Raw genomic sequence first — 24,910 nt, 5'->3', positions numbered from 1 at the left:
GGTAGCCATCCCTGTAGGTTCACCGCGATGAACGTGTCGGATGCCACCCCTCAGGGCGAGACGTTGGGGTCGATGCCCTACAACTTCGCCGTCGTGGGCGTGCAGAAGGGCGGCACGTCGACGCTGGCGGTCACGCTGAACCAGCACCGGCTCGTGTGCCAGGCGCCCGACAAGGAGCGCCACTACTTCGACGACGAGACCGTCGACTGGTCGGCCCCGGACTACGACCGCGACTACACCGCGCCGCGTCGCGCCCGCGTGCACCGGCTGCTCGGCGACGCCTCGCCCACCTACCTCTACTGGCCGCACGCGTTGGAGCGGATGCGCGCCTACAAGCCGGACATGCCGCTCGTCGCGGTGTTCCGCGACCCTCTCGAGCGGCTGTTCTCCCACTGGGTGATGCTGCGCTCGCGCAACCTCGCGTGGCCCGACTGGCCGGACTTCCTCACCGAGTGGCCGCACACCTCGCTGCCCGACGAGGTGCCCGACGACGTACGCACCATGCGGTGGCGACACATGACCGGCCTGGCGCGCGGGTTCTACGGCGAGCAGCTGCAGCGCGGCTTCGAGCTCTTCGACCGGCGGCAGTGGCTGCTGATCGAGCTGCGCGCGATGCTCGGCGACTTCTCCGCCACGGTCGACCGCACCACCGACTTCCTCGACCTGCCCCGCTTCGAGCAGGTGCCGCCGCTCCAGAACTGGCACGCCGGCGCCGAGCAGGTGCCCGGCACCGCTCCCACCGGGGACGACCTCGCGCACGTCGCCGAGGTCTACGCCAAGGACCTCGCGCTCTTCGAGGAGCTGTCGGGCATCGACACGTCAGCCTGGCCGACCCGTCTCATCCTCGACGGGCAGCTGGACCCCGGCGAGCTGGCCGCGCGGCTGGCACGCAAGGTCCGCTGACGCGATCCCCGGATATCCGGGGAACTTCCCGCTTGTCGGCCGAAACTTCGGACGCCAAGCGGGAGCTTCGGACGACAAGTCCGACGATCAAGGGCGGGCGAAGAAGTTCGGCGCCCGCCAGTAGTACATCGACTCCTGGCTCACCGGCCGGCCCGTGCGCGGGGCGTGGATGATCTGGCCGTCGCCGATGTAGAGGGCGACGTGGTAGATCGAGCCCGGGCTGCTCGAGGCCCCCCAGAAGACCAGGTCTCCCGGTGCGAGCTGACCGGCGGTGATCTTCGTCGACTGGGTGTACTGCGCGACCGAGTAGTGCGGCAGCGCCTTGCCGGCAGCCGCCCACGCGCCCGCGGTGAGGCCCGAGCAGTCCCAGGCGTTCGGGCCCGAGGCGCCCCACTTGTACGGGTCGCCGATCTGTGCGGCGGCGAAGGCGATCGCTGCCGAGGCGCCGGTCGACACCGGCGGCGGCGGGGTGGGCGGCGTGGTGGGCAGCGTGGTGGGAGTCGGTACCGGGGTCGGAGCCGGTACCGGGGTCGGTGTTGGGGTCGGGGTCTCTGTCGGCGTTGGGGTCGGCGTTGCGGTCGCCGTCGGCGTCTCGGTCGGCGTCGGCGTAGGCGTAGGCGTCGCGGACGGCGTGGGTGTGGGTGTGGGCGTGGGCTTCGTGGTCGGCGTGCTGGTCGGAGTCGGTGCGGGCGTCGGCGTGGACTGCTGCTCCTGCTCCGCCTGGGCCTGCGCCTGGGCCTGGGCGTCCGCCTGGGCCTGCGCCTGGGCCTGCGCCTCTGCTGCGGCCTGGGCTGCGGCCTCGGCCTGCGCCTGCGCTGCGGCCGCTGCCGCCTCGGCGGCTTCCCGCTCGAGCGCGGACTGCCGCTTCTCGGCCAGGCGGACGCTGATCCCCTCGAGCTCGGCGAGCTCGGCGATCAGGTCGGCCTTGGTGGCGGACACCGACTGCGCCTCGGCGCCGGCGGCGGCCTCGGCAGCCCCGGCGGCGGCGTACGCCTCCTCGGCCTCCGCCTCGGCGACCTCGGCCCGCTCGGAGGCCTGGGTGGCGGTCGAGGCGGTGACGTCGGCGACGGCCGACGAGGCGAGGAAGGAGTCGTACTGGTGGTTGAGCGCGTCGGAGGTGTTGCCCATCGTGACCGTGCGGTCGATCAGCGACTCGACCCCGTCGGCCTCGACGATCGCCGAGAGTCCCTGTACCTGGGTGCCGTCCTCGTAGGACTGCACGACCGTCGCGGCGTAGAGCTCGCGCTGCGACTCGACGTCCTCGCGCGCTGCCTCGGCGGCGTCCTCGGCCTCGTCGGCGTCGGCCCGCGCCTGCTCGGCACGCCAGCGGGCGCCGTTCCACGCCTCGGCGGCCTGGGCGGCGCGGTCACCGGCGGTCTCGAGCGCGAGGTTGGCGCGGATCAGGTCGGCCTGCACGGTGGCGACGTCGCGCCCCTTGGCGTCGGCCCGGCCCTTCGCGGCCGCGACGTCGGACTCGCTGGGCGTCGGGTCGTCGTCGGCGTACGCCGCGTGCCCGCCGCCGACGGCCAAACCCGCGACGAGGACGACCGCGCTCGCCCAGCGCGACGTCGTACGCCGTCGTGGCTCGTGGTCGTGCGGTGCTGCGACGGGCACGGGGCTCCCTGGGTGGTCTCGGGCCCGTGCGACTTCCCCTTCGCACGGGCAACTCGAGGCACGTTAGTGAACTTTCGTCACACTGGGAACAGTTTCCTCAACTTTTTCACCTTCGCACGGCGTGTCGGCTTGCGAACTACATTGATGTAGTTCTATGGCCCGCTGGGTGGGTTCCCCGGATATCCGGGGATCGCGGGGGCAACGAGGGACGAGGGCGTACGCCGGTCACTCGGCGTCGACGGGAACCTGGCTGGTCGTCGAGGTCGGATGGCTCGCCAAGCCATGTCGATCGAACTTCTGCCCGCTCGCGAGCCCGCCGAGCCAGAAGGAGAAGAGGGCGATCACAACGCCGGCGAGGTCGTCGGCGATGTAGTGCCAGCCGAAGTAGAGGGTCGCCACGACGGTGATGGCGAAGTTGGTCCAGAACACGATGTGCAGGACCTTGTTGCGGAGCGTGTACTGCACCATCAGCGCGACGAGCAGGGTGATCGCGACGTGGAGCGAGGCGAAGCCGGCCACGGATTGCACGGCTCCTTCCGCGCCGTCGCGGATCACCCCCTTGCGTCCGTAGAACAGGGACTCCATCAACGCGCTCGACCCGGTGTCGGGGAGGTCTGCGTAGAGGTAGCTGTACTGGAAGCCGGGACCGAGGGTCGGCAGCGCGAAGTAGGACGCGGTGCCGAGCGACCAGGCCAGGCACTGCGAGGTGGCGAACCAGTAGCCGAAGGTGATGTTGCGCGACCACACCAGCCAGGCGGCGAGCGCCAGCGGCACGAGCGGCAGGAACCACAGGTAGATCGTGGACAGGATGTGGGCGGAGAACCCGGTGCCGAAGACCGTGTGCAGGATCGTCGCCGGCTCGTGGCCGAACATCAGCGCCCGGTCGACCAGGTGCAGCTCGCGGTCGTACTTGTCCTCGCCCATGATGAAGGGGAGGAACGACTTGAGGTTCCGGTAGCAGACGTAGGTGATGTAGAAGGACACGAGCCCGAGCACCACCAGAGTGATGCGCTCGCGGTCCCAGTGCTCGCGGATCCGCGTGCGCGCGATGTCGCGCATCAGCGCCGGGTTCATCCGCGAGTACCACAGCGTCCGGGGCAGGATGTCGAGCAGGAACGCGCCGAGGATCAGCAGCGGCAGCCGCAGCCACGACGGACCGAGGAAGCCCTCCGGGTCGACCAGAGGGCGGTCGAGCACGAGCGCGGCCGTGACAGCCAGCGCGCCCATGGTGGCGGCGACTCCCACGAGCAGGGCATAGGCCGGTCTGTACACGCACGTCAGTGTAGGGACGCGCCACCGTCACCGGGTGATCGGCAGCACAGCGAGACGCGTCACGTCGACGCGCAGCGACACCTCGTCGCCGGGGGCCACCCGGCCGCCGAGCGGAGCGACGGCGTCCACGATGCCGACGCCCTCGACGCGGACGACCAGCCGGACCAGCTCCGGCGTCACGCGTGCGGACTCCACGACGGCGTGCAGGGAACCGGCGTCGTCGACGACCAGGGCGGAGCGGCGGAGCGCGACGGCGTACGCCGGCGGCAGCGCGGCGGCGGCCAGCACACGGTGGGCAGCATCGTCGCGCACCACCCGCGCGTAGCCGAGGAACAGGGCGGTCTCCTCGTCGACCGGCTCGCGCCACACCTCGTCGATCGCGCCGTGCTGCACGACGCGCCCGCCACGCATCACGGCCAGCCGGTCGGCCAGCGCGAAGGCCTCCTCGTGGTCGTGGGTGACCAGCAGGGCGGTCGTCCCCGCCGCGTGCAGGATCGACCGCAGGTCGCCGGCCAGGCGCTCGCGCAGGGAGGCGTCGAGCGCCGACAGCGGCTCGTCGAGCAGGATCAGCCGCGGCTCGACGGCCAGCGCCCGGGCGAGGGCGACCCGCTGCCGCTCTCCCCCGGACAGCGTGCCGGGAAGCCGGTCGTCGTACCCCGACAGCCCGACGAGGTCGAGCAGCTCGCGCACCCGCGCGGCGACGCGCGCCGACGGCGTACGACGGAGCCGGAGCGCGTAGGCGACGTTGCGGGCGACGGTCAGGTGGGCGAAGAGCTGGCCGTCCTGGAACATCAGCGCGAAGCCGCGCTTGTGGGTGGGCGTGCCGGCCAGGTCGGCGCCGTCCCACGCGATCGAGCCGGACGCGAGCGGCTCGAGGCCCGCGACGGCGCGCAGCAGGGTGGACTTCCCGCAGCCCGAGGGGCCGAGCACGGCGAGCACCTGTCCCGATGCGAGCTCGAGCGACACGTCGTCGACGGCCGCGGTGTCGCCGTAGCGCACGGTCACGTCCCGCAGTGCCAGCACCTCAGAACGCTCCCACACCCGGCACGCGCAGGCGCTCGACGGCCAGGACCACGACGGCCGTGACGACGGCGAGCACGACCGAGGCGGCCAGGGCCATGCCGTAGTTCATCTCCCCGGGATGCCCGATCAGCCGGAAGATCACGATAGGCAGGGTCGGGTTGGTGTCGCGGGCCAGGAAGGACGTCGCGCCGAACTCCCCCAGCGACACCGCGAAGGCGAAGCCGCACGCGGCGAGCATCGGCTTCCAGACCACCGGCAGGTCGACGGTGAGCAGCGTCCGCCACGGGGAGGCGCCCAGCGAGGCGGCGGCCTGGCGCTGTCGGTCGTCGATCCCGCCCAGCACGGGGGCGAGGGTGCGCACGACGAGCGGCAGGGCGACCAGCGCCTGGGCCATCGGCACGAGCAGCGGCGAGTCGCGGAGGTCGAGCGGCGGTTCGTCGAGGGTGATCAACCAGCCGAAGCCGAGCGTCACCGCGCTCACGCCCAGGGGAAGCATGAAGAAGCCGTCGAGGGTCGAGCGCACCCGCCGCTCGCCGACCGAGTGCGAGCGGCGCGTCACGATCAGCGACACCACGCCACCGACGAGGAGCGCCATCCACATGGCGTCGACCGCGGTGCGCAGGCTCGTCGCGAGTGCGGCGGTGACCGGCACGAGGAGGACCTGGTCGTCGCCGGCGGTGGTGAGCGCACGGTAGTTGTCCAGGCCCCAGCCGTCGCCGACGCTCAGTGACCCGAGCACGAGCGTGAGGATCGGCACGAGCATCGCCGCCAGCACCAGCAGCGTCGCGACGACGACGGGCGCGTCGGAGCGGCGTACGGCCCGCACGGGCGTCACCACGCGCTGGGCCGTCGGGTCCGGGGTCGCCCGCAGCCGTGCGGACAGGGCGAGCAGGCCGACGACGACCACGATCTGCAGCACGGACAGCGCGGCCGCGGCCTGCAGGTCGAAGACGGTGGTGGTGAGCAGGTAGATCTCGGTCTCGACCGTCGAGTAGCGGACCCCGCCGAGGGTGAGCACGATGCCGAAGGCGGTCGCGCAGAAGAGGAAGACGATGCTCGCGGAGCCGACGATGGCGGGCCGCAGAGCCGGCAGGGTCACGGTGCGCAGCACCTGCCACGGCGAGGCACCCAGCGCAGCCGCGGCCTGCCCGGGCCGCGGGTCGAGCGACTCCCACGCGACCCCGACGGTGCGCACCACGACGGCGACGTTGAAGAAGACCAGCCCGCAGACGATGGCGATCGGCGTGCCGTCGAGGCCGAGGAACCCCAGCGGGCCGCCCTCCCCCAGCAGCTGGCGGAAGGCGACACCGACGACGACCGTCGGGAGCACGAACGGCACCAGCAGCGCCGCGCGCACCGCCGTGCGGCCCGGCAGCGCGAGCCGGTGCAGGGCGTACGCCGCCGGCAGCCCGACGGCGACCGCGAGCAGCGTCGCGAGCCCGGAGGTCCACACGGTGAACCAGGCGACCCGGTGCACGCGAGGCCGCGCCAGGACGTCGAGCACCGCGCCCGGCGCGAAGCGCCCGTCCACCACGAACCCCTCGGCCACCATGCCGGCCACCGGCAGGACGAAGAGCACGCCCAGCACCAGGACCGGCGCGGCCGCGAGGGCGAGCAGGCCGGCGATCCGGCGCAAAGCCCTCGGTGGTCGAGTGGCCGGGCGAGGAACGAACCCGGACGTGGCGGGACTCACCGGGAGATGACGTCCGTCCAGTCGGTCAGCCACTGCTCGCGGTTCGCGTCGATCTCGGCGGGGTCCACCTCGAAGGGGTCAATCGGCTGCGGCGCGAACTCGGCCCAGTCCTCGGGGACGGTGGCGCCCGGCATCACCGGGAAGACGTACATCGACTCCGGCAGCGCGCTCTGCACCTCGTCGGTGAGCATCCAGTCGACCAGGGCCGCGGCGCCGTCGGGGTTGTCGGCACCCTCCAGCACACCGGCGTACTCCACCTGCCGGAAGCACGTGTCGAGCAGCGCCGCCGTCGTGGTCCTGCCGCCGCTCACGGTGAAGGCCGGGGAGGAGTCGTAGGACACGACGATCGGGCGGGTGCCGTTGTCGGCGGCGGCGGTGAAGTCGCCGTAGTAGGCGTCCTCCCACCCGTCGACGACCTTGGTGCCGTTGTCGAGCAGCTCGGTCCAGTAGTCGGGCCACGAGTCGCCGAAGGCGGCGACCGTCGCCAGGAAGAAGGCCATCCCGGGGCTGCTGGTCGAGGCGCCCGGCGTCACGAAGAGGTCGCGGTAGCGGTCGTCTGTGAGGTCCTCGAGGGTGCGCGGCGGCTCGAGGCCCTCCTGCTCGAACCACGCGGTGTCGACGTTGACGCACACGTTGGCCGAGTCGATCGGCACCAGCCGGTCGCCGCCCTCGGGCAGGGCGTACTCCGCCGGCGGGGTCGCCGTGGTCGTGACCTCGGCGAACGCGCCCTCGCCGAGCGGGCGGGACGCGAAGGTGTTGTCGATGCCGAACGCCGCGTCGGCGACCGGGTTGTCGGCGGTGAGGCTGAGCTTGGTGGCCAGCGTGCCGGCGTCGCCCGCGGCGCGGACCTCGAGGTCGTAGCCGGTCTCGGTCTCGAACGCCTTCACCAGCTTCTTGGGCAGGTGGAAGGACTCGTGGGTGGCCAGGACGACGGTGCCGCCGCCCTGCTCGGCCCCCGCGGAGGAGGCCGACGGCTCGGTGGCGGTCGACCCGTCACCGCCACCCCCGGCGAGGCTGCAGCCCACCAGGGACAGCGCCGCCACGGAGGCGAGGCTCGAGGCCGTGAGGGCAGCGCGGACGCGTACGTGCAACATGTGTGACTCCCTTGCGCCGGTGCTAACCGGATCAGGTTCGGAGGGTCTGCGGCTGGTCCGCACTCTCAGCACGCCTGCACGTGCTCCCCTGTCTTCGTGGTCCAACCCTAGCCTCCCCCTACGCTGCCTCCCATGCCGAGCCGCCGCCACGACCTCCTCGCCCGCCTGGTGCCCGCGCTGCGCCGCTCGCGCGAGCTCGACGACGAGCCGACCGAGCGGGCACGCGTCGAGGCCTGGCACGCCACCCTCGACCGGACGCTGCCGACCCGCGCGGTCCCTCGCTTCGCGAAGCGGTGGGAGGCCACGGTCACCGACATCGGCTTCCCGTGCCACCTCCTCACCCCACGCGGCCGGGCGGTGACGCGGACGCTCTACTACGTGCACGGCGGCGGCTACATGGCGCCGATCGACCCCTTCCACGTCCGCTACGCCACCCGCCTGGCCGACGCGATCGGCGCCCGGGTGGTGATGCCCGACTACCCGCTCGCGCCCGAGCACACGTGGAAGGACTCCCACGACGCACTCGTCGACGACGCCGCGCGGTGGGCGGGCTCGGAGGGCGGCGCGGTGCTCGCCGGCGACTCCGCCGGCGGTGGGCTCGCGCTGTCGATGGCGCTGTCGATGCGCGACCGCGGACTGGCGCAGGCGTCGTCGCTCGTGATGCACGCGCCGTGGGTGGACCTCACCACCTCGACGCCGGAGACCTTCGCCGCCGACGCGCTCGACCCGTGGCTGTTCATCGGCAAGGTGCAGGCGTACGCCGCGTGGTGGGCGGGGTCGGCCGACGGCCTCGACCGTCCCGAGGTGTCGCCCGCGCTCGGCGACCTCACCGGGCTGCCGCGGGCCCTGATGCTCTACGGTACCCGCGACCTGCTCGCCCCCGGCTGCCGCCTGCTGGCGCGTCGGGGCGCGGATGCCGGCTGGGACCTCACCGCGATCGAGGAGCCGGACCTGATCCACGTCTACGGCCTGCTCCCCTTCGTCCCCGAGAGCGCCCGCGCCTTCCGCCAGGTGACGGAGTTCCTCCGGTGAGGGTGCTGGTCGCCGGCTTCGACGAGCTGCCAGTGCGCACGGCGTACGACGTGTGGCGGCTGCGCCAGCAGGTCTTCGTCGTGGAGCAGGACTGCCCCTACCCCGACCTCGACGGCCGTGACCTCGAGGACCCGACCCGCCACCTGGTGCTCCTCGACGACGAGGACGCGGTGATCGGCACCCTGCGCGTGCTCGACGACGGCGGGTGGTCGCGGATCGGCCGCGTGGTGGTCGCCCCCGCCGCCCGGGGGCGTGGCCTGGCGGCCGTGATGATGGACGAGGCGATGGCCCTCTGCGGCAACCGCGAGGTGCGCCTCGACGCCCAGACCGGGCTCACCGCCTTCTACGAGGGCTACGGCTTCGCGGTGACGGGTCCGGAGTTCGACGAGGACGGCGTCATGCACGTGCCGATGGCCCGCGAGGGGCGTCCCTCCACCTTGTGATCGGTGCCGGGCGAGCGAGACTGGAGGGACACGGCTCTTCGAAGGAGATGATCGCCGTGATCACCCTCGCCCACGACCTCGCCACGACCCACCACGACCTCCAGTACCGCCTCGACCTGGCCAGCAGCGCGCGCGGCGACCGGCGTCACCCCCGCGACCACTACACCGCGATCGACACCTTCCTCGCCATCGCCAGCCGCCACAACGCGGCGATGGTCGACGCGATCGCCCCCCTCGTGCGCCACCTCCCCGGGGGCCACGACCTCGCCCACGAGTACCTCGCCGCGAGCCGCACCTACGAGGAGGCCCTCGGCCAGGTGAAGGCCCGGCTCTACGGCTCGTTCTATGCCGTCAGCCGGCCGTGGCCCGAGATCTGGGCGGAGGTGCGCCGCGAGCTCGGCACGGTGTGCGCGCTCGAGCTCCGGCTCGCCGAGGCGCTGCTCGACGAGGACCACGGCACCGAGGATCTCGGCACCCGTCTCCACCACGCCGAGCTCGCCTCGCCCACCCGCCCGCACCCGTGGATCCCGCACCAGGGCGTCGCGGGTCACCTCGCCCGGGCGGTGGCGCGGCGCATCGACCGCTTCTGGGACGCCGCGGAGGGTCGCATGGTCCCCGAGCCCGCACGCCACCACGACCGCACCCACCAGGGAAAGCTCACCCAGTACCTGCTCGCCGACCCGCACCTCGACGAGGAGGAGTGAGCGCCGCGCCCGCGGGTCAGCCCGCCGGGACCACCATCAGCACCGGGCCGAGCACCTCCTCGCGGACCAGCCGCGATCCGGGGGCGACACCGCCGACGACCGTCGGCGCGAACCACCAACCGGGCCGGTCGAGCGGCTGACCGCCGAGGGCGACGTCGCCGCCCTCCGCACGACCGAGGTCGACGTAGCGGCGCACCCGGTCGCGGGCGACGACCGAGCGCAGCGGCCCGCACCGGGTGGCGGGGTCGGTCGGGTCACCGACCGCGACGTCCTCCATGGCGGCGACGGCGGCCTGCAGCGCCTCGGCGTGCCGGTGCACGGGCACGACGACGCTCGTCGGGAGCCCGCAGCCCTGTCCGGCGTTGGCTGCGACGTCGTACGCCGCCGCGGAGACGACCGCCGCGAGGTCGGCGTCGTCGGCCACCCGGACCGTGCGCGGCCCGCCGACGTCGAGGCGGACGCGCTTGCCGGCCCGCTCACCGGCGACCTGCATCCGCTCGGCCACGAAGGGCGACCCGGTGAGGGAGACCGCGTCGACGCGCTCGTCGAGGCTGAGCCCGATGGCGACGTCGACGTCGCGGGTGGTGACGACGTTGAGCACGCCTCGCGGCAGCACGTCGAGAGCGATCCGGCCGAGCTCGAGCGCGGCGGTCGCGGCCTCCGGCGCGGGCTTCAGCACGACGGTCCCGCCGTCGGCGAGCACGCGACCGATCTCCGCGAGCGCGACGGACAGGGGTGAGGTGGCGGGCGTGACGACGACCGTGACGCCGGCCGGTCCTCGCCGCGGGTCGGACGCCGTCCCGGACGCCATCGCGGCGACCGCGTCGTCGAGATGGGCTGACCGCAGCGCGACCGGCACCCCGGTCTCGGCCGCCATCAGCGCGACCAGGTCGTCGGCGTGCTCGGCGACCGCGGCGGCGAGACGTCGTACGGCGTCGGCGCGCAGGTCGGCGTCGGTGCTCCACTGCGTCGCGTTGAAGGCGCGGCGCGCGGCGGTGACCGCGTCGCGGGCGTCGGCGGGCCCGGCGTCGGGCACGTCCCACAGCGGCTCCGCCGTCGCGGGGTTGCGCGCCGGGAAGGTCCAGCCGTCGGCCGTGGGCCGCTCCACGCCGTCCACCGGCAGCCCCCGGGGACGGGCGTGCTTGCTCATGGGACAACTCCACCACGCCGACCACCCGGCGCTCCTCACCCGGTGGTGCGAACCCCACCGTGCGACGGGGGTGGCTAGCCTCGGGCACATGCGCGACGACCTCGGGGCCGACGTACCGCTGCCGGTGCCGGCGACGCGGGTGGTCTCGCTCGTGCCGTCGCTGACCGAGGCGCTCGCGGTCACGGCACCCGACCGGCTCGTCGGTGCGACCGACTGGTGCACCCACCCCGCGGACCTCGACGTCGCCCGCGTGCGCGGCACCAAGAACCCCGACCTCGCGGCGATCCGGGCCCTCTCCCCCGACCTCGTCGTGGCCAACAAGGAGGAGAACCGCGAGCTCGACGTACGTCGACTCCGCGACGCCGGTGTCGCGGTGTGGGTGACGCGGATCGAGACCGTCGAGGAGTCGCTCGACTCGATGTCGCGGCTGCTCCACGAGGCCCTCGGGCTGCCGGACCCCACGTGGCTGGTCGATGCCCGCGCCCTGTGGTCCGCCCCCGCCGCCCCGCGCCTCCGCGTCGCCGTGCCGATCTGGCGCGACCCGTGGATGGTCGTCGGGTCGCAGACCTACACCGACGACCTCCTCACCCGGGCCGGGCTGACGAACGTGCTGGCCCACGGTCCGGCAGCGAGGGAGGGGCGCTACCCGACGGTGACCCCGGACGACATCGACGGCGTCGGCGCGGACGTCGTGCTGCTCCCGGACGAGCCCTACGTCTTCACCGCCGACGACGGCCCCGAGGCGCTTCGCACGCCGACGCGGCTGGTGTCGGGGCGGCTGCTCACGTGGTACGGCCCGGCGATGGTCGAGGCGCACGCCGTGCTGACCGGCCTGGCTGGGTAGCCTCCCGTCCCATGACGCGCGACCCGATCAGCGAGGCCCACCGGCAGTGGGTGGCCCACGGCTGGGCCGATGCCGCCGACGGAATGGCGATGGTGACCTCGGTCGTGCGCGCCCAGCAGCTGCTGATGGAACGCATCGACGCCGTGCTGCGCCCGCGCGGGTTGACGTTCGCCCGCTACGAGGTGCTGCGGCTGCTGTCCTTCAGCCGCGGCGCCGCGATGCCGATGTCGCGGCTCGGGTCGCTGCTGCAGGTGCACCCGACCAGCGTCACCAGCGCGGTCGACCGCCTGGTGACCCAGGGCTACGTCGAGCGCGTGCGCAGCGACGAGGACAAGCGTGTCGTGCGGGCGGTGCTGACGGACGCCGGCCGCGACGCGGTCGAGGAGGCCACGCACGCCCTCAACCGCAAGGTCTTCGAGACCCCCGGGCTGCCCGAGGGCGACGTACGCGAGCTCACCGACCGGCTGACCGGCCTGCGGTCGGGGCTGGGCGACGTCTGAGCTGGCGCGGGGAACTTCCCCGGATATCCGGTGATGTTCCCGCTTGTCGGCTGAAGTTTCGGCCGACAAGTGTGAAGTTCCCCGGATATCCGGGGATCGCGCCGGGGACAACCTGGTGACTCGCGAGTATTAGTTGGAAGTCCTACTATCGGCTCATGGCCGACCTTCACACCCCCACGCACCCGATCCGCCTCGTCACGGCGTCCGCGCTGTTCGACGGCCACGACGCCTCGATCAACATCATGCGGCGGATCTTCATGAGCCAGGGCTGCGAGGTCATCCACCTCGGCCACAACCGCTCGGTGCAGGAGGTCGTCGACGCCGCACTGGAGGAGGACGTCCAGGGCGTCGCGGTGTCGTCCTACCAGGGCGGCCACGTGGAGTACTTCGAGTACCTCGTCGAATCGCTGCGCGCCGCGGGCGCGGGCCACGTGCGCGTGGTGGGCGGTGGTGGCGGCGTCATCGTGCCGAAGGAGATCCAGCGGCTGCGCGACTCCGGCGTCACGATCTTCTCCCCCGAGGACGGCCAGAAGATGGGCCTCGTCGGGATGATCAACTCCGTCGTCGCCGACTGCGACGTCGATCTGTGGGCCGACCGCCAGGTCACGGTCGAGCAGGTGCTCTCGGGCGACCGGTTCGCCGTCGCCCGCGCGATCACCGGCGCCGAGGGCGGCCGCCTCGACGAGTCGCTGATCGGGGACGTACGCCGCGCGGCCGCGAGCCGCGTCGTACCCGTGCTCGGGATCACCGGCACCGGCGGCTCGGGCAAGTCGAGCCTCACCGACGAGATCGTCCGCCGCTTCCGCACCGACCAGCAGGACAAGCTCCGCATCGCGGTCATCGCGGTCGACCCGACCCGGCGCAAGGGCGGCGGCGCGCTGCTCGGCGACCGGATCCGCGCCAACTCCCTCGACGGCGACCGCGTGTTCTTCCGCTCGCTGGCCACGCGCGGCGCGCACGAGGTTCCCGAGCACCTCGCCGACGTGATCGCGGTGATGAAGGCCGCCGGCAACGACCTCGTCATCGTCGAGACCCCCGGCATCGGGCAGGGCGACGCCGGCATCGTGCCGCTGGTCGACCACTCCCTCTACGTCATGACGCCGGAGTTCGGCGCCGCCTCGCAGCTCGAGAAGATCGACATGCTCGACTTCGCCGACAGTGTGGCGATCAACAAGTTCGAGCGCCGCGGCGCCAAGGACGCGCTGCGCGACGTCGGCCGCCAGCTCGTCCGCAACCGCGGTGCCTTCGGCAAGCAGCCGCACGACATGCCGGTCTTCGGCACCAGCGCCGCGACCTTCAACGACGACGGCGTCACCGCGCTCTACCAGCACCTGCGCGCCGAGCTCGCCGGCGCCGGGCTCGAGGTGACCGACGGCACGCTCCCCCACGTCGACGTCCGCCACTCCTCCGGCATCCGCCAGGTCGTGCCCGCCGACCGCGTCCGCTACCTCTCGGAGATCACCGAGACCGTCCGCGGCTACCACGGTCGTACGACAGAGCTGGCCGAGGCGGCGCGCAACCTCCAGCGCGTGCAGTACGTCGCCGACCAGCTGGCCGACGGCGACGCGGGCGGCGTGGCCGCCCTCCTCGAGCAGGCGCGCAAGGCCGTCCCGCACGAGGTGGCCGACCAGGTCGAGCGCTGGCCCGCCGTCGTGGAGTCCTACTCCGGCGACGAGCAGGTCGTGGTAGTGCGCGACCGCGAGATCACCACCAAGCTGACCCGGGAGTCGCTGAGCGGCAACAAGATCCCGCGCGTCGCGCTCCCCCGCTTCACCGACCACGGCGAGCTCGTGCGCTTCTGGCGCAACGAGAACCTGCCCGGCTACTTCCCCTTCACCGCCGGCGTCTTCCCCTTCAAGCGCGACAACGAGGACCCGGCGCGGATGTTCGCCGGCGAGGGCGATCCCGCGCGCACCAACCGCCGCTTCAAGATCCTCTCCGAGGGCACCGACGCGACCCGCCTGTCGACGGCGTTCGACTCGGTGACGCTCTACGGCCGCGACCCCGACCCGCGCCCCGACGTCTACGGCAAGGTCGGCACGTCCGGCGTCAGCGTGGCGACGCTCGACGACATGAAGGAGCTCTTCGACGGCTTCGACCTCGTCGCCCCGACGACGTCGGTGTCCCTCACCATCAACGGCCCCGCCCCCACCGTCCTGGCGTTCTTCCTCAACACCGCCATCGACCAGCAGGTCGAGGCGTTCCGCGAGCGGGAGGGCCGCGAGCCGTCGGCCGAGGAGCGCGCGAGCGTGGCGGCGTACGCCCTCGCCAACGTCCGCGGCACCGTGCAGGCCGACATCCTCAAGGAGGACCAGGGCCAGAACACGGCGCTGTTCTCCACGGAGTTCTGTCTGCGGATGATGGCGGACATCCAGGAGTGGTTCATCGAGCAGCAGGTGCGCAACTTCTACTCGGTGTCGATCTCCGGCTACCACATCGCCGAGGCCGGGGCGAACCCCATCAGCCAGCTCGCCTTCACCCTCGCCAACGGCTTCACCTACGTCGAGGCCTACCTCGCACGCGGCATGAAGATCGACGACTTCGCGCCCAACCTGTCGTTCTTCTTCTCCAACGGAATGGACCCGGAGTACAGCGTCCTCGGCCGCGTCGCCCGCCGCATCTGGGCGGTCACGATGAAGGAGAAGTACGGCGCCTCGGAGCGCTCGCAGAAGCTGAAGTACCACGTCCAGACGAGCGGTCGGTCGCTGCACGCGCAGGAGATGGACTTCAACGACATCCGCACCACGCTGCAGGCGCTCATCGCGATCTACGACAACGCCAACAGCCTCCACACCAACGCGTACGACGAGGCGGTGACGACCCCGACCGAGGAGTCGGTGCGCCGCGCGCTGGCGATCCAGCTGATCATCAACCGCGAGTGGGGCCTGGCGATGAACGAGAACCCGCTCCAGGGCTCCTACGTCATCGACGACCTCACCGACCTCGTCGAGGCGGCCGTGCTGGCCGAGTTCGACTCGATCAACGAGCGCGGCGGCGTGCTCGGCGCGATGGAGACGGGCTACCAGCGCGGCCGGATCCAGGACGAGTCGATGCTCTACGAGCACCGCAAGCACGACGGCTCGCTGCCGATCATCGGCGTGAACACCTTCGTCAAGGAGTCGGCCGCCGACGCGCAGCCCAAGGAGGTCGAGCTGGCCCGGGCGACCGAGTCCGAGAAGGAGTCGCAGCTCGCCCGCGTGCGCGGCTTCCAGGCCGAGCACGGCGCCGAGGCGCAGGAGGCGCTCGCCCGGCTCAAGGACGCCGCCATCTCGGGCGACAACGTCTTCGCCGTGCTGATGGACGCCGCTCGCGTCTGCTCGCTCCAGCAGGTCACCGAGGCGTTCTTCGAGGTCGGGGGCCAGTACCGCCGCAACGTGTGAGGCGGTGGCGGCTCAGCCGGGCGTGACGCCCCGGAAGCCGACGGCCACGTGGTCGTCGGTCCGTGCGTAGTCGTGCGAGGTCGTCGTGAGCAGCTCCGACGCCGCCGAGATCGCGCTGGCGCCCGTGCCCAGGCTGCTCGCGGCAGCACCCAGCAGGCCCTCGACCGTCGCGGCGAGCGTGGCGGCGCGTGGCACCTCGCCGAGCGCCCCGGCCGGGACCCGCAGGCTGCGGACCTCGTCGGCCGCGGCCTTCACGGGCCCGACGAGGGCAGAGAGCTCGGCGGCCGCACCCAGCAGGGTGCCGGGCTCCACGTCGACGTCCTCCGAAAGACCCAGCTCGGACAGCGGGGTGCGGGTCATGTGGGGGTTGGCCCAGAGGTCGCCGTAGTCGTCGCGCAGCCACCACCAGCCAGAGGTCCCAGTGATCGCGTGGTCGAACTCCTCGGCTCCCGACTCGTAGGTCACCACGAGCTGTCCGTCGACCTCGACCACGCCCTGCGACATGCTCGGCAGGTCGTAGGGCTCGCTGCGGTTGCCGTCGAGGTCCTGCACGTAGAGCTGGCTGTGGTCCTCGTGGCGGCCCGAGGAGGCGCTGAAGACGTACTCCCCGTCGCGGACCAGGACGCCCTGGCAGTGGGGCGGCGTGTCGACGGTGTCGACCTTCACCCACTGCCCGGAGGAGTCCTGCTCGTAGACGTGGAGCTCGTCCTTCTCGTGGTCACCGAGGTAGAGCCTCCCGCCCTTGACCGCTGAGTACGACCCGCCGTCGAGGCCGGTCTGCGGGGGCGCCTTCTGCGGGACGGTCTCGCCGTGCGACGCGGCCTGCAGGGCCGCCAGGGAGTAGGTGTAGACCTCGCCGTTGTCGACGACGTAGACGTCGTCGCCGCGCACGCTGACACCGCCGGCGTGCGTGGGCTTGCCGCCGCTGACGGGGTTGCCGTCCGCATCGAGATGGGTGTCGCCGAGGGTCACCTCGCCGACCTCTGCGCCGGTCGCCTCGTCGATCAGGGCGAGGTAGGACGCATCGCCGTGCCCCTCACCGTCCTTCGTGTAGTAGGACTGGAGCAGCGTCCCGGTCGCCGGGTCGTAGCCCAGGCCCTGCGGGATCCAACCCCTGCCGTCGCCGGTGGCCGCGGTGTTGGGGATGATCGGCCCGAGCTCGCTGGCGTTGCCCTCGAGCCACCCCTCGTTCTTCGCCATCCCCTCCTCGACCCACTTGCGGGTCTCGTCGTCGAGGTCGTCGAGGTCGACGTCCTCGCCGCGCAGGACCGCCTCTACTCCGGCGAGCTGCTGGTTGTAGGAGGAGCCGACCGACAGCAGGCGGGCGTTGACCACGCGGGCGAAGATCTCCTCGATCGCCGGCGGCAGCCCCGAGGGCCGGTTTCGCCAGAAGGAGATGTAGTGATCGGCCGGTCCTCGGCGGACTCGTAGGCCGCGGCGGCCGTCTCGAGGGCTCCGCGCCCGCGCACCAGCGTCGCGCGGGTCACGCCCAGTCCCTGCCGCAGGCCCGCGGCCCGGACGGCGAACGCCATCGCGGCCAGTCCCGACCAGACCGGGACCTCCGCAGCGGCGGCGAGGTCCTGCCGCACGCCGACCATCGTGTGCAGGACGCCGTCGAGGGCGTCGACCACCCCACGCACGGCGGCTGCGTCGCCCGACACCAGCCGCCGGTGCTCGATCTCCGGATCGGTCATCGCCTCTCACCCCCCGCCCTGGAGCATGATCGCGGCCACGGAGGACCGCAGCGGGAACAGCACGGTCTCGCCGGCCGAGCCCTCGTGAACCGTGCACTCACCGGTGGCGACCGCGCACGACAGGAGGGTGACCGTGTCGCCCTCGGTGGTCTTCTTGCCGGTGCCCGGTCCGGTGATCACGGTGCCGGCCACGGTGTCGGCGTCGGCCCACCAGGACAGGTTCCACCGCTCCTGCGGGACCTGGAGGTCGACGGCCCGTCCGTCGGCGTCGACGACGCGGTCGGGGCCCGAGTCGGGCTTCTCGATGCGCCATGTCCCGTCGGGGCTGGTCAGCGCGTCACGCACGAGCGGAGGCTCGTCGTCGCTCGCAGGCGCACCCTCTCCGGTGCGGAGGTCGTAGACCTCCTCGCCCTCGATGACGCGGGCGCGCACGCGCTCGTCGTCGACGGCGAGGATCTCCACCTCCGCCTCCAGCAGGTGGTCGACCGGGTCGTCGATGCCGGAGGTGTCCATCCCGTCCTCGGACGTGGTCTCCTCGCCGGACGACAGGTCGAGGAACCGCATCACTGCGGTGCCCTCGTCGTGGTCCGCGTCGAGCACCACGAGGCGTGACCCGTCGGGAGTGCGCGCAAGGCCCGTCCCGGCGACCTCGAGCCCGGTCGACCCGGGGTCCGCTCCCGGGCGCACGAACCACAGGTCCGCGCCGGTGAACGCCGAGTCGCCGGCGGATGCGTCGTCGTCGGCCGGCACGAAGTACACCCCGTCACCCGCGACGACGTAGGCCCGCGGCGGGCGGCCCGTGTCCACGGTGGTGCCGTCCGCGAGGTGGACCGTCGAGCCGACGGCCCAGGACAGGCCCGACGCGTCGACCGGCGCCGTGCTGGTGCGCCATGACCCGTCGTCCACCCGGCCCGCGGGCCCGGCGGACCCGTCCGCGTCGTCGGTGCACCCGGTCACCAGCGCGCCGAGCAGCAGCACGCCGCAGACCGCCGCCCCCGAAGACCTCACGGTGAGATGGTGCCACGGGAGCGAGCGGTCGAACCTCCCGCCTCGGACGGGCCGGCGGGGTCGGTCAGCCGGGGGTCGGACCGCCGAGGGCGGGCTCGGCCGCCGGCAGGTCGAACCGGAAGACCGTCCCGCTCCCCGGCGGGGTCGTGAGGCACTCGATGGTGCCGCCGTGGCGCTGCACGATGGTCTGGCAGATCGAGAGCCCCATCCCGGTCCCCCGGAAGTGCGCGCGTACGGCGCCGCTGCGGTGGAAGCGCTGGAAGATCAGCGACCGCTCGGAGTCCTCGACCCCAACGCCGCGGTCCTCGATCTCGACCACGACGCGCGATCCCTTGCGCCGCGCACGGACGGCGATGGTCGCGGGCTCGCCGGGCCGGGCGTACTTCACCGCGTTGCCGACCAGGTTGCCGAACAGCTGCCGCACCGCCACCGGGTCGGCGCGCACCGACGGCAGGTCGGGATCAGCGGTGAGCACGTCGTCGGGGCCGAGCAGCCCGGAGACCTGGTCCAGCACCCCGTCGGGGCCGGTCAGGGGCACCTCGCGGGCGGCGAGCTCACCCGACTCCGCGAGGGCGTGCTCGAGCAGGTCGCCGATGAGCTCCCCCATCTGCTTCGACGCCCGTTCGGCGCGGCGCAGCGGCTCCGCGGCCGGGGAGTCGGGCTCGAGGTCGTCGGCTGCGAGGCCGACCCAGGAGCGGATCGCCGAGAGCGGACCGCGCAGGTCGTGGGCGGCCGTCGACGCGAAGCCCGCGAGCGGCCGCAGGCCGGAGCGGTGCTCGGTCACCTCGCGCAGCACGAGCAGGACGCCGGGGCGACCGTTCGCACGGGAGAGCGTCGCGCGGGAGACGGCGAGGACGACCTCCTCACCGCTGCTCAACGAGATGACGACGTCGCCGACGCCCAGCTCGGCACGCATCGCGCCGGTGGCGGACGGGTCGGGGTCCAGCAGCAGGCCGACCAGCTCGGCCAGCGCCTCGGCGTCGGTGGTCGCCAGGCTCACCCGGTGCGCCAGCCGCCGGCTGGCGCCGTTGCTGCGCTCGACCCCGCCGTCGGTGTCGAGCACGACGAGCCCCTCGTCCATGCTCTCGGTCATCTCGGCGAGCAGCTCGGCCTGCTCGGTCGACTCTGCGCGGGCCGCGGTCGCGGCGGCGTACGACTCGTCGACCCGGTCACCGAGCGCGCCCACCGCCAGCCCGGTGAGCAGCACGGCGACCATGAAGAGCTGCGAGACCAGCACCTCGGCCACCGGGTCCTTGATCGCGTCGAACGGGCCGTGCCCGGTGAGGCTCAGCCAGAGCGCGATGCCGCCGAGGACCAGGCAGTGCAGCGCGGCGGGGAACGTCGGGAACCGGGCGGCCGACCACACCGCGAAGCCGATGATGAGGAAGACGACCGGGTAGGGCTGCACGAACAGCAGGACCGTCGCGGTGACCGAGACGACCCAGAGCACCACCCACTCGGTGCGCGAGCCACCGTGGACACGGTCCGGGATCGTCTGGGTGCGCCACTCCCAGGCCAGGTGACCGACGGCCCCGACGGTGAGGACGCCGGCGATGTGCCGGGCGAACCAGGCAATGGGGGTCAGGACCGTCACCGGCGCGTCGTCGAGCCACACCCCGAGCGTCCCGATCGCCGCACCCAGGGCGCAGCCGATGGCCGCTGCCCCCGCCATGGCCGCCAGGTTGCGCGGCGAGCGGATGCTGGCGGTACCACCGGCGCCGAGCATCGTCGGGCACCAGCGCCGCAGCAGGAGTCCGGTGACGGCGGTCTGCAGCGTCACCGACGCAGCCCCGAAGAAGCCGAGGAGCGGCGACACCCCGGTCGCGAGGACCACGCCGAAGTGGATGGCCATCAGCGGGACGAGCACGCGCAGGACGTGGCGCGGCGACTCGGCGAGCAGCCAGAGGAGGGCGACACCCGAGCCCGGCCAGATGAGGCTGACGACCTGACCCTCTGTGGCAGTGGCCCGCCCGATGAGGGTCAGCAGGGCGTACGCCGTGGCGAAGGCTGCGGCCCGCGCCGGCGACAGGGCCCTCGTCATGCGCAAAGACTAAGGCCGCTCACAGTCCCCCGAGCGAGGTTCGGCGCACCCCACACCGCACGATCCGCTCACATCCGCCCCAGAATCGCGCCACGGCAGGACACCAGCACCCCCGGGGGTCCACACTCGGTCCCATGGCCCTGCGCAGCCTCGTCGCGGACGACGAGCCGGACATCCGCGACTTCATCGGCCACGTGCTTGAGCGCGCCGGTCACGTCGTGACCACCGCCGGGGACGGCGCCGAGGTCCTCGCGCACACGGCGACGGAGAGATTCGACCTCGTCGTCATCGACCACCACATGCCGCGGATGACCGGCCTCGCGGTCGCCGACGAGCTGCGCCGCACCAGCCCGTCCACCAAGGTGCTCATCATGTCGGGCGACCTCGACGTCGGTGACGAGCACCGACACTTCCTGCCGAAGCCGTTCAACCGGGGCGAGTTCCTCACCGCCGTCGACACCCTGCTCGCCCTGCCCGGCATGGGGAGCGGGGCGGGCTGAGCGGAGGTCCGTGCGGTCGGCTACCGCCCCGTGGTGGAGAGCGCCAGCCCGGTGCCGGCGTCGAAGATGTGGGCGCGGTCGAGGTCGACCGTGACCGACACCCGCTCCCCCGGCGTACCGGTCACGGTGGGTCTGGCCTTCACCTTCACCGTCTCCGAGCCGACCTTGACGTCGACGACGGTGCGGTCGCCGAGCGGCTCGAGGCCGTAGAGCTCGCCGGCCAGCGCCGTCTCACCACGCTTCTCGACCGACACGTCCTCGGCACGCAGGCCGAGGAGCAGCGGCCGTCCGTCCTCGGCGGTGGTCCACCGCGGTCGCGGCAGGGACCAGCCCTCCGCCCCGACCAGCCGGTCGCCCTCGGCCCGGCAGGCGAGCAGGCTGATGCGGGGGCTGCCGACGAAACCGGCGACCCACTTGTTGGCGGGCCGCTCGTAGACCTCGGTCGGCGTGCCGACCTGCTGCACCCTCCCGTCGCGGAGCACCGCGATGTGGTCGGCCATCGACAGCGCCTCGACCTGGTCGTTGGTCACGTAGAGGAAGGTCCCGCCGAGGGTCCGGTGGATCCGGGTGAGCTCGGTGCGCATCTCCACCCGCAGCTTGAGGTCGAGGTTGGTGAGCGGCTCGTCCATGAGGAACGCCCGCGGGCGACGGACCAGGGCCCGCGCCAGCGCGACGCGCTGCATCTCACCGCCCGACATCTGCGCGGGACGGCGCTGCAGCAGTCGCTCGATGTGCAGCAGGGCCGAGACCTGCTGGACCGCGGCCGCGATGTCGCTCGAGGAGGTCTTGCGGGCCCGCAGCGGCGAGGCGATGTTGTCGTACGCCGTTCGCCGCGGGTAGAGCGCGTAGCTCTGGAAGACCATCGCGAGGTCGCGGGCGGCCGGGGTGTCGGCGGTCGCGTCCCGGCCGTCGAGGTGCACCGATCCGCCGTCGAGCTTCTCGAGGCCGGCGATCGCGCGCAGGGTCGTCGTCTTGCCGGCCCCGGACGGGCCGAGCACCACGAAGAACGATCCGTCCGGCACGTCGAGGTCGACCCCGTCGAGGGCCTGGACGTCGCCGAACGACTTGCGCAGCCCGTGCGCTTCCACGGTTCCCATCAGGCCACCAGCTCTTCCGTGCTCGTGTCGTAGACCGGCGGGGTCCCGCCGGCGTGGCGCAGCCCGACCCGGTCCTCGGCAGCGAAGCGCACCGTCGGTGGCATCCGGACCCGGACGTCGGCAGCGCCGCCGTGGTCGACGACGTAGATGATCTCGTCGCCCAGCGCCTCGGCGGAGACGACCCGCGCCGGCACCGTGTGCTCCGCGCCGGGTGCGGTCACCTCGAGCGCCTCCGGTCGTACGCCGGCGACGAGCGAGCGGTCGCGCGGCAGGCCCTCCGGCGGCGTGAGCACGAGCCCGCCGGGCCCGTGCAGCGCACCCTCCTCCACCTGCACCTCGATGAGGTTCATCGGCGGCGAGCCGATGAAGGCGGCGCAGAACAGGCTCGCCGGGCGGTCGTAGACCTCGAGGGGCGTGCCGACCTGCTCGACGCGGCCCTTGTTGAGGATCGCGATTCGGTGCCCGAGCGACATGGCCTCCACCTGGTCGTGGGTGACGTAGACCATCGTCGTCCCGAGCTCGGCCTGCAGGTGCTTGATCTCGGTGCGCACGTCCGCACGCAGCTCCGCGTCGAGGTTCGTCAGCGGCTCGTCCATCAAGAAGGCCCGCGGCCGGCGGACGAGGGCGCGGGCCAGGGCGACGCGCTGCTGCTCGCCGCCCGAGAGGCGCTGCGGCTTGCGGTCGAGCAGTCGCTCGAGCTGCATCATCCGCGCCACCTCGGCGACCCGCTCCCTGACCTCCTTCTCGGGCTTGCCCTCGGCTCGGAGCGGGAAGGCGAGGTTGTCGCGGGTCTTGAGGTGCGGGTAGAGCGCGTAGAACTGGAAGACCATGGCGATGTCGCGCTCCGCCGGCGGCAGGTCGTTGACGAGCGTCCGGCCGATGCGGATGTCGCCGGAGGTCTGCCGCTCCAGGCCGGCCATCGCACGCAGGGTCGTCGTCTTGCCGCATCCGGACGGGCCGAGCATCACGAACAGCTCGCCGTCACCGATCGACAGGTCCACGTGCTCCACCGCGACGGTGCCGTCGGGGTAGCGCTTGTGCAGTGAGGTCACCTCGATGCCGGCCATCAGCGTCGCACCGCCCCGAGGGTCACGCCCGCGACGAGGTGCTTGCGCACGAGGTAGGCGAACACCAGCACCGGCAGCGCGAACACCACCGCCGACGCCGCGACCAGGCCCCAGTCCACGGTGGTGCCGCCGATCAGGCCGGCGATGGCGGGTGGTGCCGTGCGCACCTCCTGGCTGGAGGTGAGGAAGATGGCGAAGACGAACTCGTTCCACGAGAAGATCAGGGCGAAGACCGCCGTCGCAGCGATGCCCGGCACGAGCAGCKGCAGCGTGACGCGCCAGAACGCCTGCAGACGGGTGTAGCCGTCGAGCATCGCCGCGTCCTCGTACTCCGCGGGGACCTCGTCGACGAACCCCTTCATCATCCAGATCGTGAACGGCACGTTGAACGCGGCGTAGATGAGGACGAGGCCGAGCTTGCTGTCGATGAGCCCGAGCTCGCGGTACATGAGGAAGATCGGGATCACCACGACCACGGGCGGCATGAAGCGGGTCGACAGGATGAAGAACAGCTGGTCCTTCTTCGCCTTCAGGGTGAACCGCGAGTAGGCCCACGCCGCGGGGACTCCCAGCACGGTGGCCAGCACGGTCGACGCGCCGGCCACGATCACCGAGTTGAGGAACGACCCGGACAGGTCCGACTGGCCGCCGCCCCGCGCGACGAACACGTCCTTGTAGTGGTCCAGGGTGATGTCGAAGCCGAAGAACTTCGCGGGCACGGCGTAGACGTCGCGGTTCTCCTTGATGGACGTCTCGAGCATCCACAGCACCGGGAAGAGCATGGCCACCGCCAGCGCGGTGAGGAGCAGGACCTCGACCACCATCCGGCCCCGACCGCCGCGGCGACGCTCCGCCGGCGCGTCGTCCGTGGCGGGGCCGGGCACGGCCTCGTCGATGGAGATGGCCATCACCCCTCCTTGAGCTTGTTCAGGTAGCGCAGGTAGAGCTGCGCCAGGACGATGACGACGAGGACCATGAGGATCCCGTACGCCGACGCGAGCCCGGTGTTGAAGCCGAGGAACGCGACCTTGTAGACGTGGAACGACAACGTCTCGGTGGAGACCCCGGGGCCTCCGCTGGTGAGGATGTAGACGAGGTCGAACAGCCGGAATGCCTCGATGGCACGGAACATGACCGCGATGAGCAGCAGCGGCCACACCATGGGCAGGGTGATGTGGCGGAAGCGGAACCACTCCGACGCGCGGTCGATGGACGCGGCCTCGTAGAGGTACTTCGGGACCGCGGTGAGGCCGGCGAGCGCGATGAGCATGATGAACGGCGTCCACTGCCACGTGTCGACCACGATCAGCGAGAACAACGCCGTCCTCTGCCGGGTGAGCCACTCCACCTGCCCGAAGCCGAGCGAGCCGAGCATGGAGTTGATCACCCCGAACTGGGCGTCGAGCATGAACTTCCAGAACAGGCCCACCACGACCGGCGACAGCATCATCGGGACGAGGAACAGGGTGGTCAGCACCCCTCGACCGCGGGTCCGCCGCGAGATCAGGTAGGCGATGCCGAAGCCCAGCACGGTCTGCAGCGCCACGGCGCCGGTGACGTAGACCAGTGTCGTGAGGGCCCGTTGCCAGACCTCCGGGGACGTGAGGATGGTGGTGTAGTTCTCGAACCCGACGAAGTCGGCCGGCGCGTCGCGCGTGGCGGAGTAGTCGGTGAAGGACAGGTAGAGCGCCCACAGCAGCGGGAACACCGACATCGTCAGCAGCAGCAGCATGGCCGGTGAGATGAACACCAGCGCCAGCCGGCGGTCGGTGAGGCGGGGGGACCGTCCCGGTGCAGGCGGCGACGCCGCGGACGCCTCCTGCACCGGGTGGTCGGTCGTGGTGGTCATCG

Annotated in this window: 22 protein-coding genes and 1 riboswitch; of the genes, 8 read left to right on the top strand and 14 right to left on the bottom strand. The window is 72.3% G+C overall.

Annotated features, from left to right (window positions below; genetic code table 11):
• Window positions 1-27: 27 nt before the first annotated feature.
• Window positions 28-903, top strand: coding sequence for a sulfotransferase domain-containing protein (locus tag ACXJKB_RS11655; RefSeq protein ID WP_457188477.1), 876 nt, complete (start codon window positions 28-30; stop codon window positions 901-903).
• Between the two features lie 87 nt (window positions 904-990).
• Here the strand turns inward: ACXJKB_RS11655 and ACXJKB_RS11650 are convergent, their stop codons facing one another.
• The 5 genes from ACXJKB_RS11650 to ACXJKB_RS11630 form a co-directional block, all read right to left on the bottom strand.
• Window positions 991-2,517 carry a C40 family peptidase gene (locus tag ACXJKB_RS11650; protein ID WP_457188475.1) on the bottom strand — a complete coding sequence of 509 codons (1,527 nt, stop codon included), beginning with the start codon at window positions 2,515-2,517 and terminating at the stop codon, window positions 991-993.
• A 225-nt stretch (window positions 2,518-2,742) separates the two neighbouring features.
• Entirely contained in the window at window positions 2,743-3,789 is a 1,047-nt protein-coding gene (locus ACXJKB_RS11645) for a phosphatase PAP2 family protein (RefSeq protein WP_457188473.1), read from the bottom strand.
• Window positions 3,790-3,816: 27 nt separating this feature from the next.
• Window positions 3,817-4,812 carry an ABC transporter ATP-binding protein gene (locus ACXJKB_RS11640; RefSeq protein ID WP_457188471.1) on the bottom strand — a complete coding sequence of 332 codons (996 nt, stop codon included), beginning with the start codon at window positions 4,810-4,812 and terminating at the stop codon, window positions 3,817-3,819.
• Between the two features lies 1 nt (window position 4,813).
• Window positions 4,814-6,448, bottom strand: coding sequence for an ABC transporter permease (locus ACXJKB_RS11635; protein ID WP_457188469.1), 1,635 nt, complete (start codon window positions 6,446-6,448; stop codon window positions 4,814-4,816).
• Between the two features lie 53 nt (window positions 6,449-6,501).
• Complete coding sequence (locus tag ACXJKB_RS11630) at window positions 6,502-7,599, bottom strand: thiamine ABC transporter substrate-binding protein (protein WP_457188467.1); 1,098 nt, start codon at window positions 7,597-7,599, stop codon at window positions 6,502-6,504.
• Window positions 7,590-7,699: riboswitch (TPP riboswitch) on the bottom strand. Its footprint overlaps the gene before it by 10 nt.
• 32 nt (window positions 7,700-7,731) lie before the next feature.
• Here ACXJKB_RS11630 and ACXJKB_RS11625 point away from each other — a divergent pair.
• From ACXJKB_RS11625 to ACXJKB_RS11615, 3 genes are read left to right on the top strand one after another with little or no spacing between them, the layout of a single operon-like run.
• On the top strand, window positions 7,732-8,631 hold the full coding sequence (locus ACXJKB_RS11625; protein WP_457188465.1) for an alpha/beta hydrolase: 900 nt from the start codon (window positions 7,732-7,734) through the stop codon (window positions 8,629-8,631).
• A complete protein-coding gene (locus tag ACXJKB_RS11620; protein WP_457188463.1) occupies window positions 8,628-9,074 on the top strand; it encodes a GNAT family N-acetyltransferase in 447 nt (148 codons plus the stop codon). The genes ACXJKB_RS11625 and ACXJKB_RS11620 overlap by 4 nt, the downstream gene beginning before the upstream one ends.
• A gap of 56 nt (window positions 9,075-9,130) precedes the next feature.
• Window positions 9,131-9,778 (top strand): hypothetical protein, encoded by a 648-nt coding sequence (locus ACXJKB_RS11615; RefSeq protein ID WP_457188461.1) that lies wholly within the window; start codon window positions 9,131-9,133, stop codon window positions 9,776-9,778.
• A gap of 16 nt (window positions 9,779-9,794) precedes the next feature.
• Here ACXJKB_RS11615 and ACXJKB_RS11610 read toward each other — a convergent pair whose 3' ends face one another.
• Entirely contained in the window at window positions 9,795-10,928 is a 1,134-nt protein-coding gene (locus tag ACXJKB_RS11610) for an aldehyde dehydrogenase family protein (RefSeq protein ID WP_457188459.1), read from the bottom strand.
• Window positions 10,929-11,016: 88 nt separating this feature from the next.
• Here ACXJKB_RS11610 and ACXJKB_RS11605 point away from each other — a divergent pair, with 88 nt between their 5' ends.
• From ACXJKB_RS11605 to icmF, 3 genes are all read left to right on the top strand, one after another.
• Window positions 11,017-11,772, top strand: coding sequence for a helical backbone metal receptor (locus ACXJKB_RS11605; RefSeq protein WP_457188457.1), 756 nt, complete (start codon window positions 11,017-11,019; stop codon window positions 11,770-11,772).
• Between the two features lie 11 nt (window positions 11,773-11,783).
• Complete coding sequence (locus ACXJKB_RS11600; RefSeq protein ID WP_457188455.1) at window positions 11,784-12,272, top strand: MarR family winged helix-turn-helix transcriptional regulator; 489 nt, start codon at window positions 11,784-11,786, stop codon at window positions 12,270-12,272.
• A gap of 155 nt (window positions 12,273-12,427) precedes the next feature.
• Window positions 12,428-15,652, top strand: a complete 3,225-nt coding sequence (gene icmF, locus ACXJKB_RS11595; RefSeq protein ID WP_457188453.1) for a fused isobutyryl-CoA mutase/GTPase IcmF — start codon at window positions 12,428-12,430, stop codon at window positions 15,650-15,652.
• 12 nt (window positions 15,653-15,664) lie between these two features.
• Here the strand turns inward: icmF and ACXJKB_RS11590 are convergent, their stop codons facing one another.
• The 4 genes from ACXJKB_RS11590 to ACXJKB_RS11575 all read right to left on the bottom strand — a co-directional run bounded on the left by ACXJKB_RS11590 (window position 15,665) and on the right by ACXJKB_RS11575 (window position 20,395).
• A complete protein-coding gene (locus ACXJKB_RS11590; protein ID WP_457188450.1) occupies window positions 15,665-16,987 on the bottom strand; it encodes a hypothetical protein in 1,323 nt (440 codons plus the stop codon).
• Window positions 16,927-17,346: a hypothetical protein gene (locus tag ACXJKB_RS11585; protein ID WP_457188449.1), complete on the bottom strand. Its 420-nt coding sequence runs from the start codon at window positions 17,344-17,346 to the stop codon at window positions 16,927-16,929. The genes ACXJKB_RS11590 and ACXJKB_RS11585 overlap by 61 nt, the downstream gene beginning before the upstream one ends.
• 6 nt (window positions 17,347-17,352) lie before the next feature.
• The gene (locus tag ACXJKB_RS11580; protein ID WP_457188447.1) at window positions 17,353-18,354 is read right to left on the bottom strand and encodes a hypothetical protein; all 1,002 of its coding nucleotides are present in this window, start codon (window positions 18,352-18,354) and stop codon (window positions 17,353-17,355) included.
• A gap of 64 nt (window positions 18,355-18,418) precedes the next feature.
• Window positions 18,419-20,395: an ATP-binding protein gene (locus tag ACXJKB_RS11575; RefSeq protein WP_457188445.1), complete on the bottom strand. Its 1,977-nt coding sequence runs from the start codon at window positions 20,393-20,395 to the stop codon at window positions 18,419-18,421.
• Between the two features lie 134 nt (window positions 20,396-20,529).
• On the opposite strand from ACXJKB_RS11575, the gene ACXJKB_RS11570 reads away from it, so the two are divergent.
• Entirely contained in the window at window positions 20,530-20,895 is a 366-nt protein-coding gene (locus tag ACXJKB_RS11570) for a response regulator (RefSeq protein WP_457188443.1), read from the top strand.
• Window positions 20,896-20,915: 20 nt separating this feature from the next.
• Here ACXJKB_RS11570 and ACXJKB_RS11565 read toward each other — a convergent pair whose 3' ends face one another.
• From ACXJKB_RS11565 to ACXJKB_RS11550, 4 genes are read right to left on the bottom strand one after another with little or no spacing between them, the layout of a single operon-like run.
• Complete coding sequence (locus ACXJKB_RS11565; protein WP_457188441.1) at window positions 20,916-21,992, bottom strand: ABC transporter ATP-binding protein; 1,077 nt, start codon at window positions 21,990-21,992, stop codon at window positions 20,916-20,918.
• Window positions 21,992-23,059 carry an ABC transporter ATP-binding protein gene (locus ACXJKB_RS11560; RefSeq protein WP_457188439.1) on the bottom strand — a complete coding sequence of 356 codons (1,068 nt, stop codon included), beginning with the start codon at window positions 23,057-23,059 and terminating at the stop codon, window positions 21,992-21,994. The genes ACXJKB_RS11565 and ACXJKB_RS11560 overlap by 1 nt, the downstream gene beginning before the upstream one ends.
• Window positions 23,059-23,967 carry a carbohydrate ABC transporter permease gene (locus ACXJKB_RS11555; protein ID WP_457188437.1) on the bottom strand — a complete coding sequence of 303 codons (909 nt, stop codon included), beginning with the start codon at window positions 23,965-23,967 and terminating at the stop codon, window positions 23,059-23,061. Before ACXJKB_RS11555 ends, ACXJKB_RS11560 begins: the two co-directional genes overlap by 1 nt.
• Window positions 23,967-24,908 (bottom strand): carbohydrate ABC transporter permease, encoded by a 942-nt coding sequence (locus ACXJKB_RS11550; RefSeq protein ID WP_300049177.1) that lies wholly within the window; start codon window positions 24,906-24,908, stop codon window positions 23,967-23,969. Before ACXJKB_RS11550 ends, ACXJKB_RS11555 begins: the two co-directional genes overlap by 1 nt.
• Window positions 24,909-24,910: the final 2 nt, after the last annotated feature.

This window comes from Nocardioides sp. P5_E3, from assembly GCF_054049275.1.
The sequence above is the reverse complement of the archived record's forward strand: the minus strand, read 5'-3'. Positions and strand labels throughout refer to the sequence as shown.

What these genes read in the sequence shown, in the direction of transcription:
- ACXJKB_RS11560 (WP_457188439.1), bottom strand. Translation starts at nt 23,059, where the DNA reads ATGGCCGGCATCGAGGTGACCTCACTGCACAAGCGCTACCCCGACGGC.
- ACXJKB_RS11565 (WP_457188441.1), bottom strand. Translation starts at nt 21,992, where the DNA reads ATGGGAACCGTGGAAGCGCACGGGCTGCGCAAGTCGTTCGGCGACGTC.
- ACXJKB_RS11655 (WP_457188477.1), top strand. Translation starts at nt 28, where the DNA reads ATGAACGTGTCGGATGCCACCCCTCAGGGCGAGACGTTGGGGTCGATG.
- ACXJKB_RS11630 (WP_457188467.1), bottom strand. Translation starts at nt 7,599, where the DNA reads ATGTTGCACGTACGCGTCCGCGCTGCCCTCACGGCCTCGAGCCTCGCC.
- icmF (WP_457188453.1), top strand. Translation starts at nt 12,428, where the DNA reads ATGGCCGACCTTCACACCCCCACGCACCCGATCCGCCTCGTCACGGCG.
- ACXJKB_RS11625 (WP_457188465.1), top strand. Translation starts at nt 7,732, where the DNA reads ATGCCGAGCCGCCGCCACGACCTCCTCGCCCGCCTGGTGCCCGCGCTG.
- ACXJKB_RS11600 (WP_457188455.1), top strand. Translation starts at nt 11,784, where the DNA reads ATGACGCGCGACCCGATCAGCGAGGCCCACCGGCAGTGGGTGGCCCAC.
- ACXJKB_RS11575 (WP_457188445.1), bottom strand. Translation starts at nt 20,395, where the DNA reads ATGACGAGGGCCCTGTCGCCGGCGCGGGCCGCAGCCTTCGCCACGGCG.
- ACXJKB_RS11550 (WP_300049177.1), bottom strand. Translation starts at nt 24,908, where the DNA reads ATGACCACCACGACCGACCACCCGGTGCAGGAGGCGTCCGCGGCGTCG.
- ACXJKB_RS11585 (WP_457188449.1), bottom strand. Translation starts at nt 17,346, where the DNA reads ATGACCGATCCGGAGATCGAGCACCGGCGGCTGGTGTCGGGCGACGCA.
- ACXJKB_RS11605 (WP_457188457.1), top strand. Translation starts at nt 11,017, where the DNA reads ATGCGCGACGACCTCGGGGCCGACGTACCGCTGCCGGTGCCGGCGACG.
- ACXJKB_RS11570 (WP_457188443.1), top strand. Translation starts at nt 20,530, where the DNA reads ATGGCCCTGCGCAGCCTCGTCGCGGACGACGAGCCGGACATCCGCGAC.
- ACXJKB_RS11610 (WP_457188459.1), bottom strand. Translation starts at nt 10,928, where the DNA reads ATGAGCAAGCACGCCCGTCCCCGGGGGCTGCCGGTGGACGGCGTGGAG.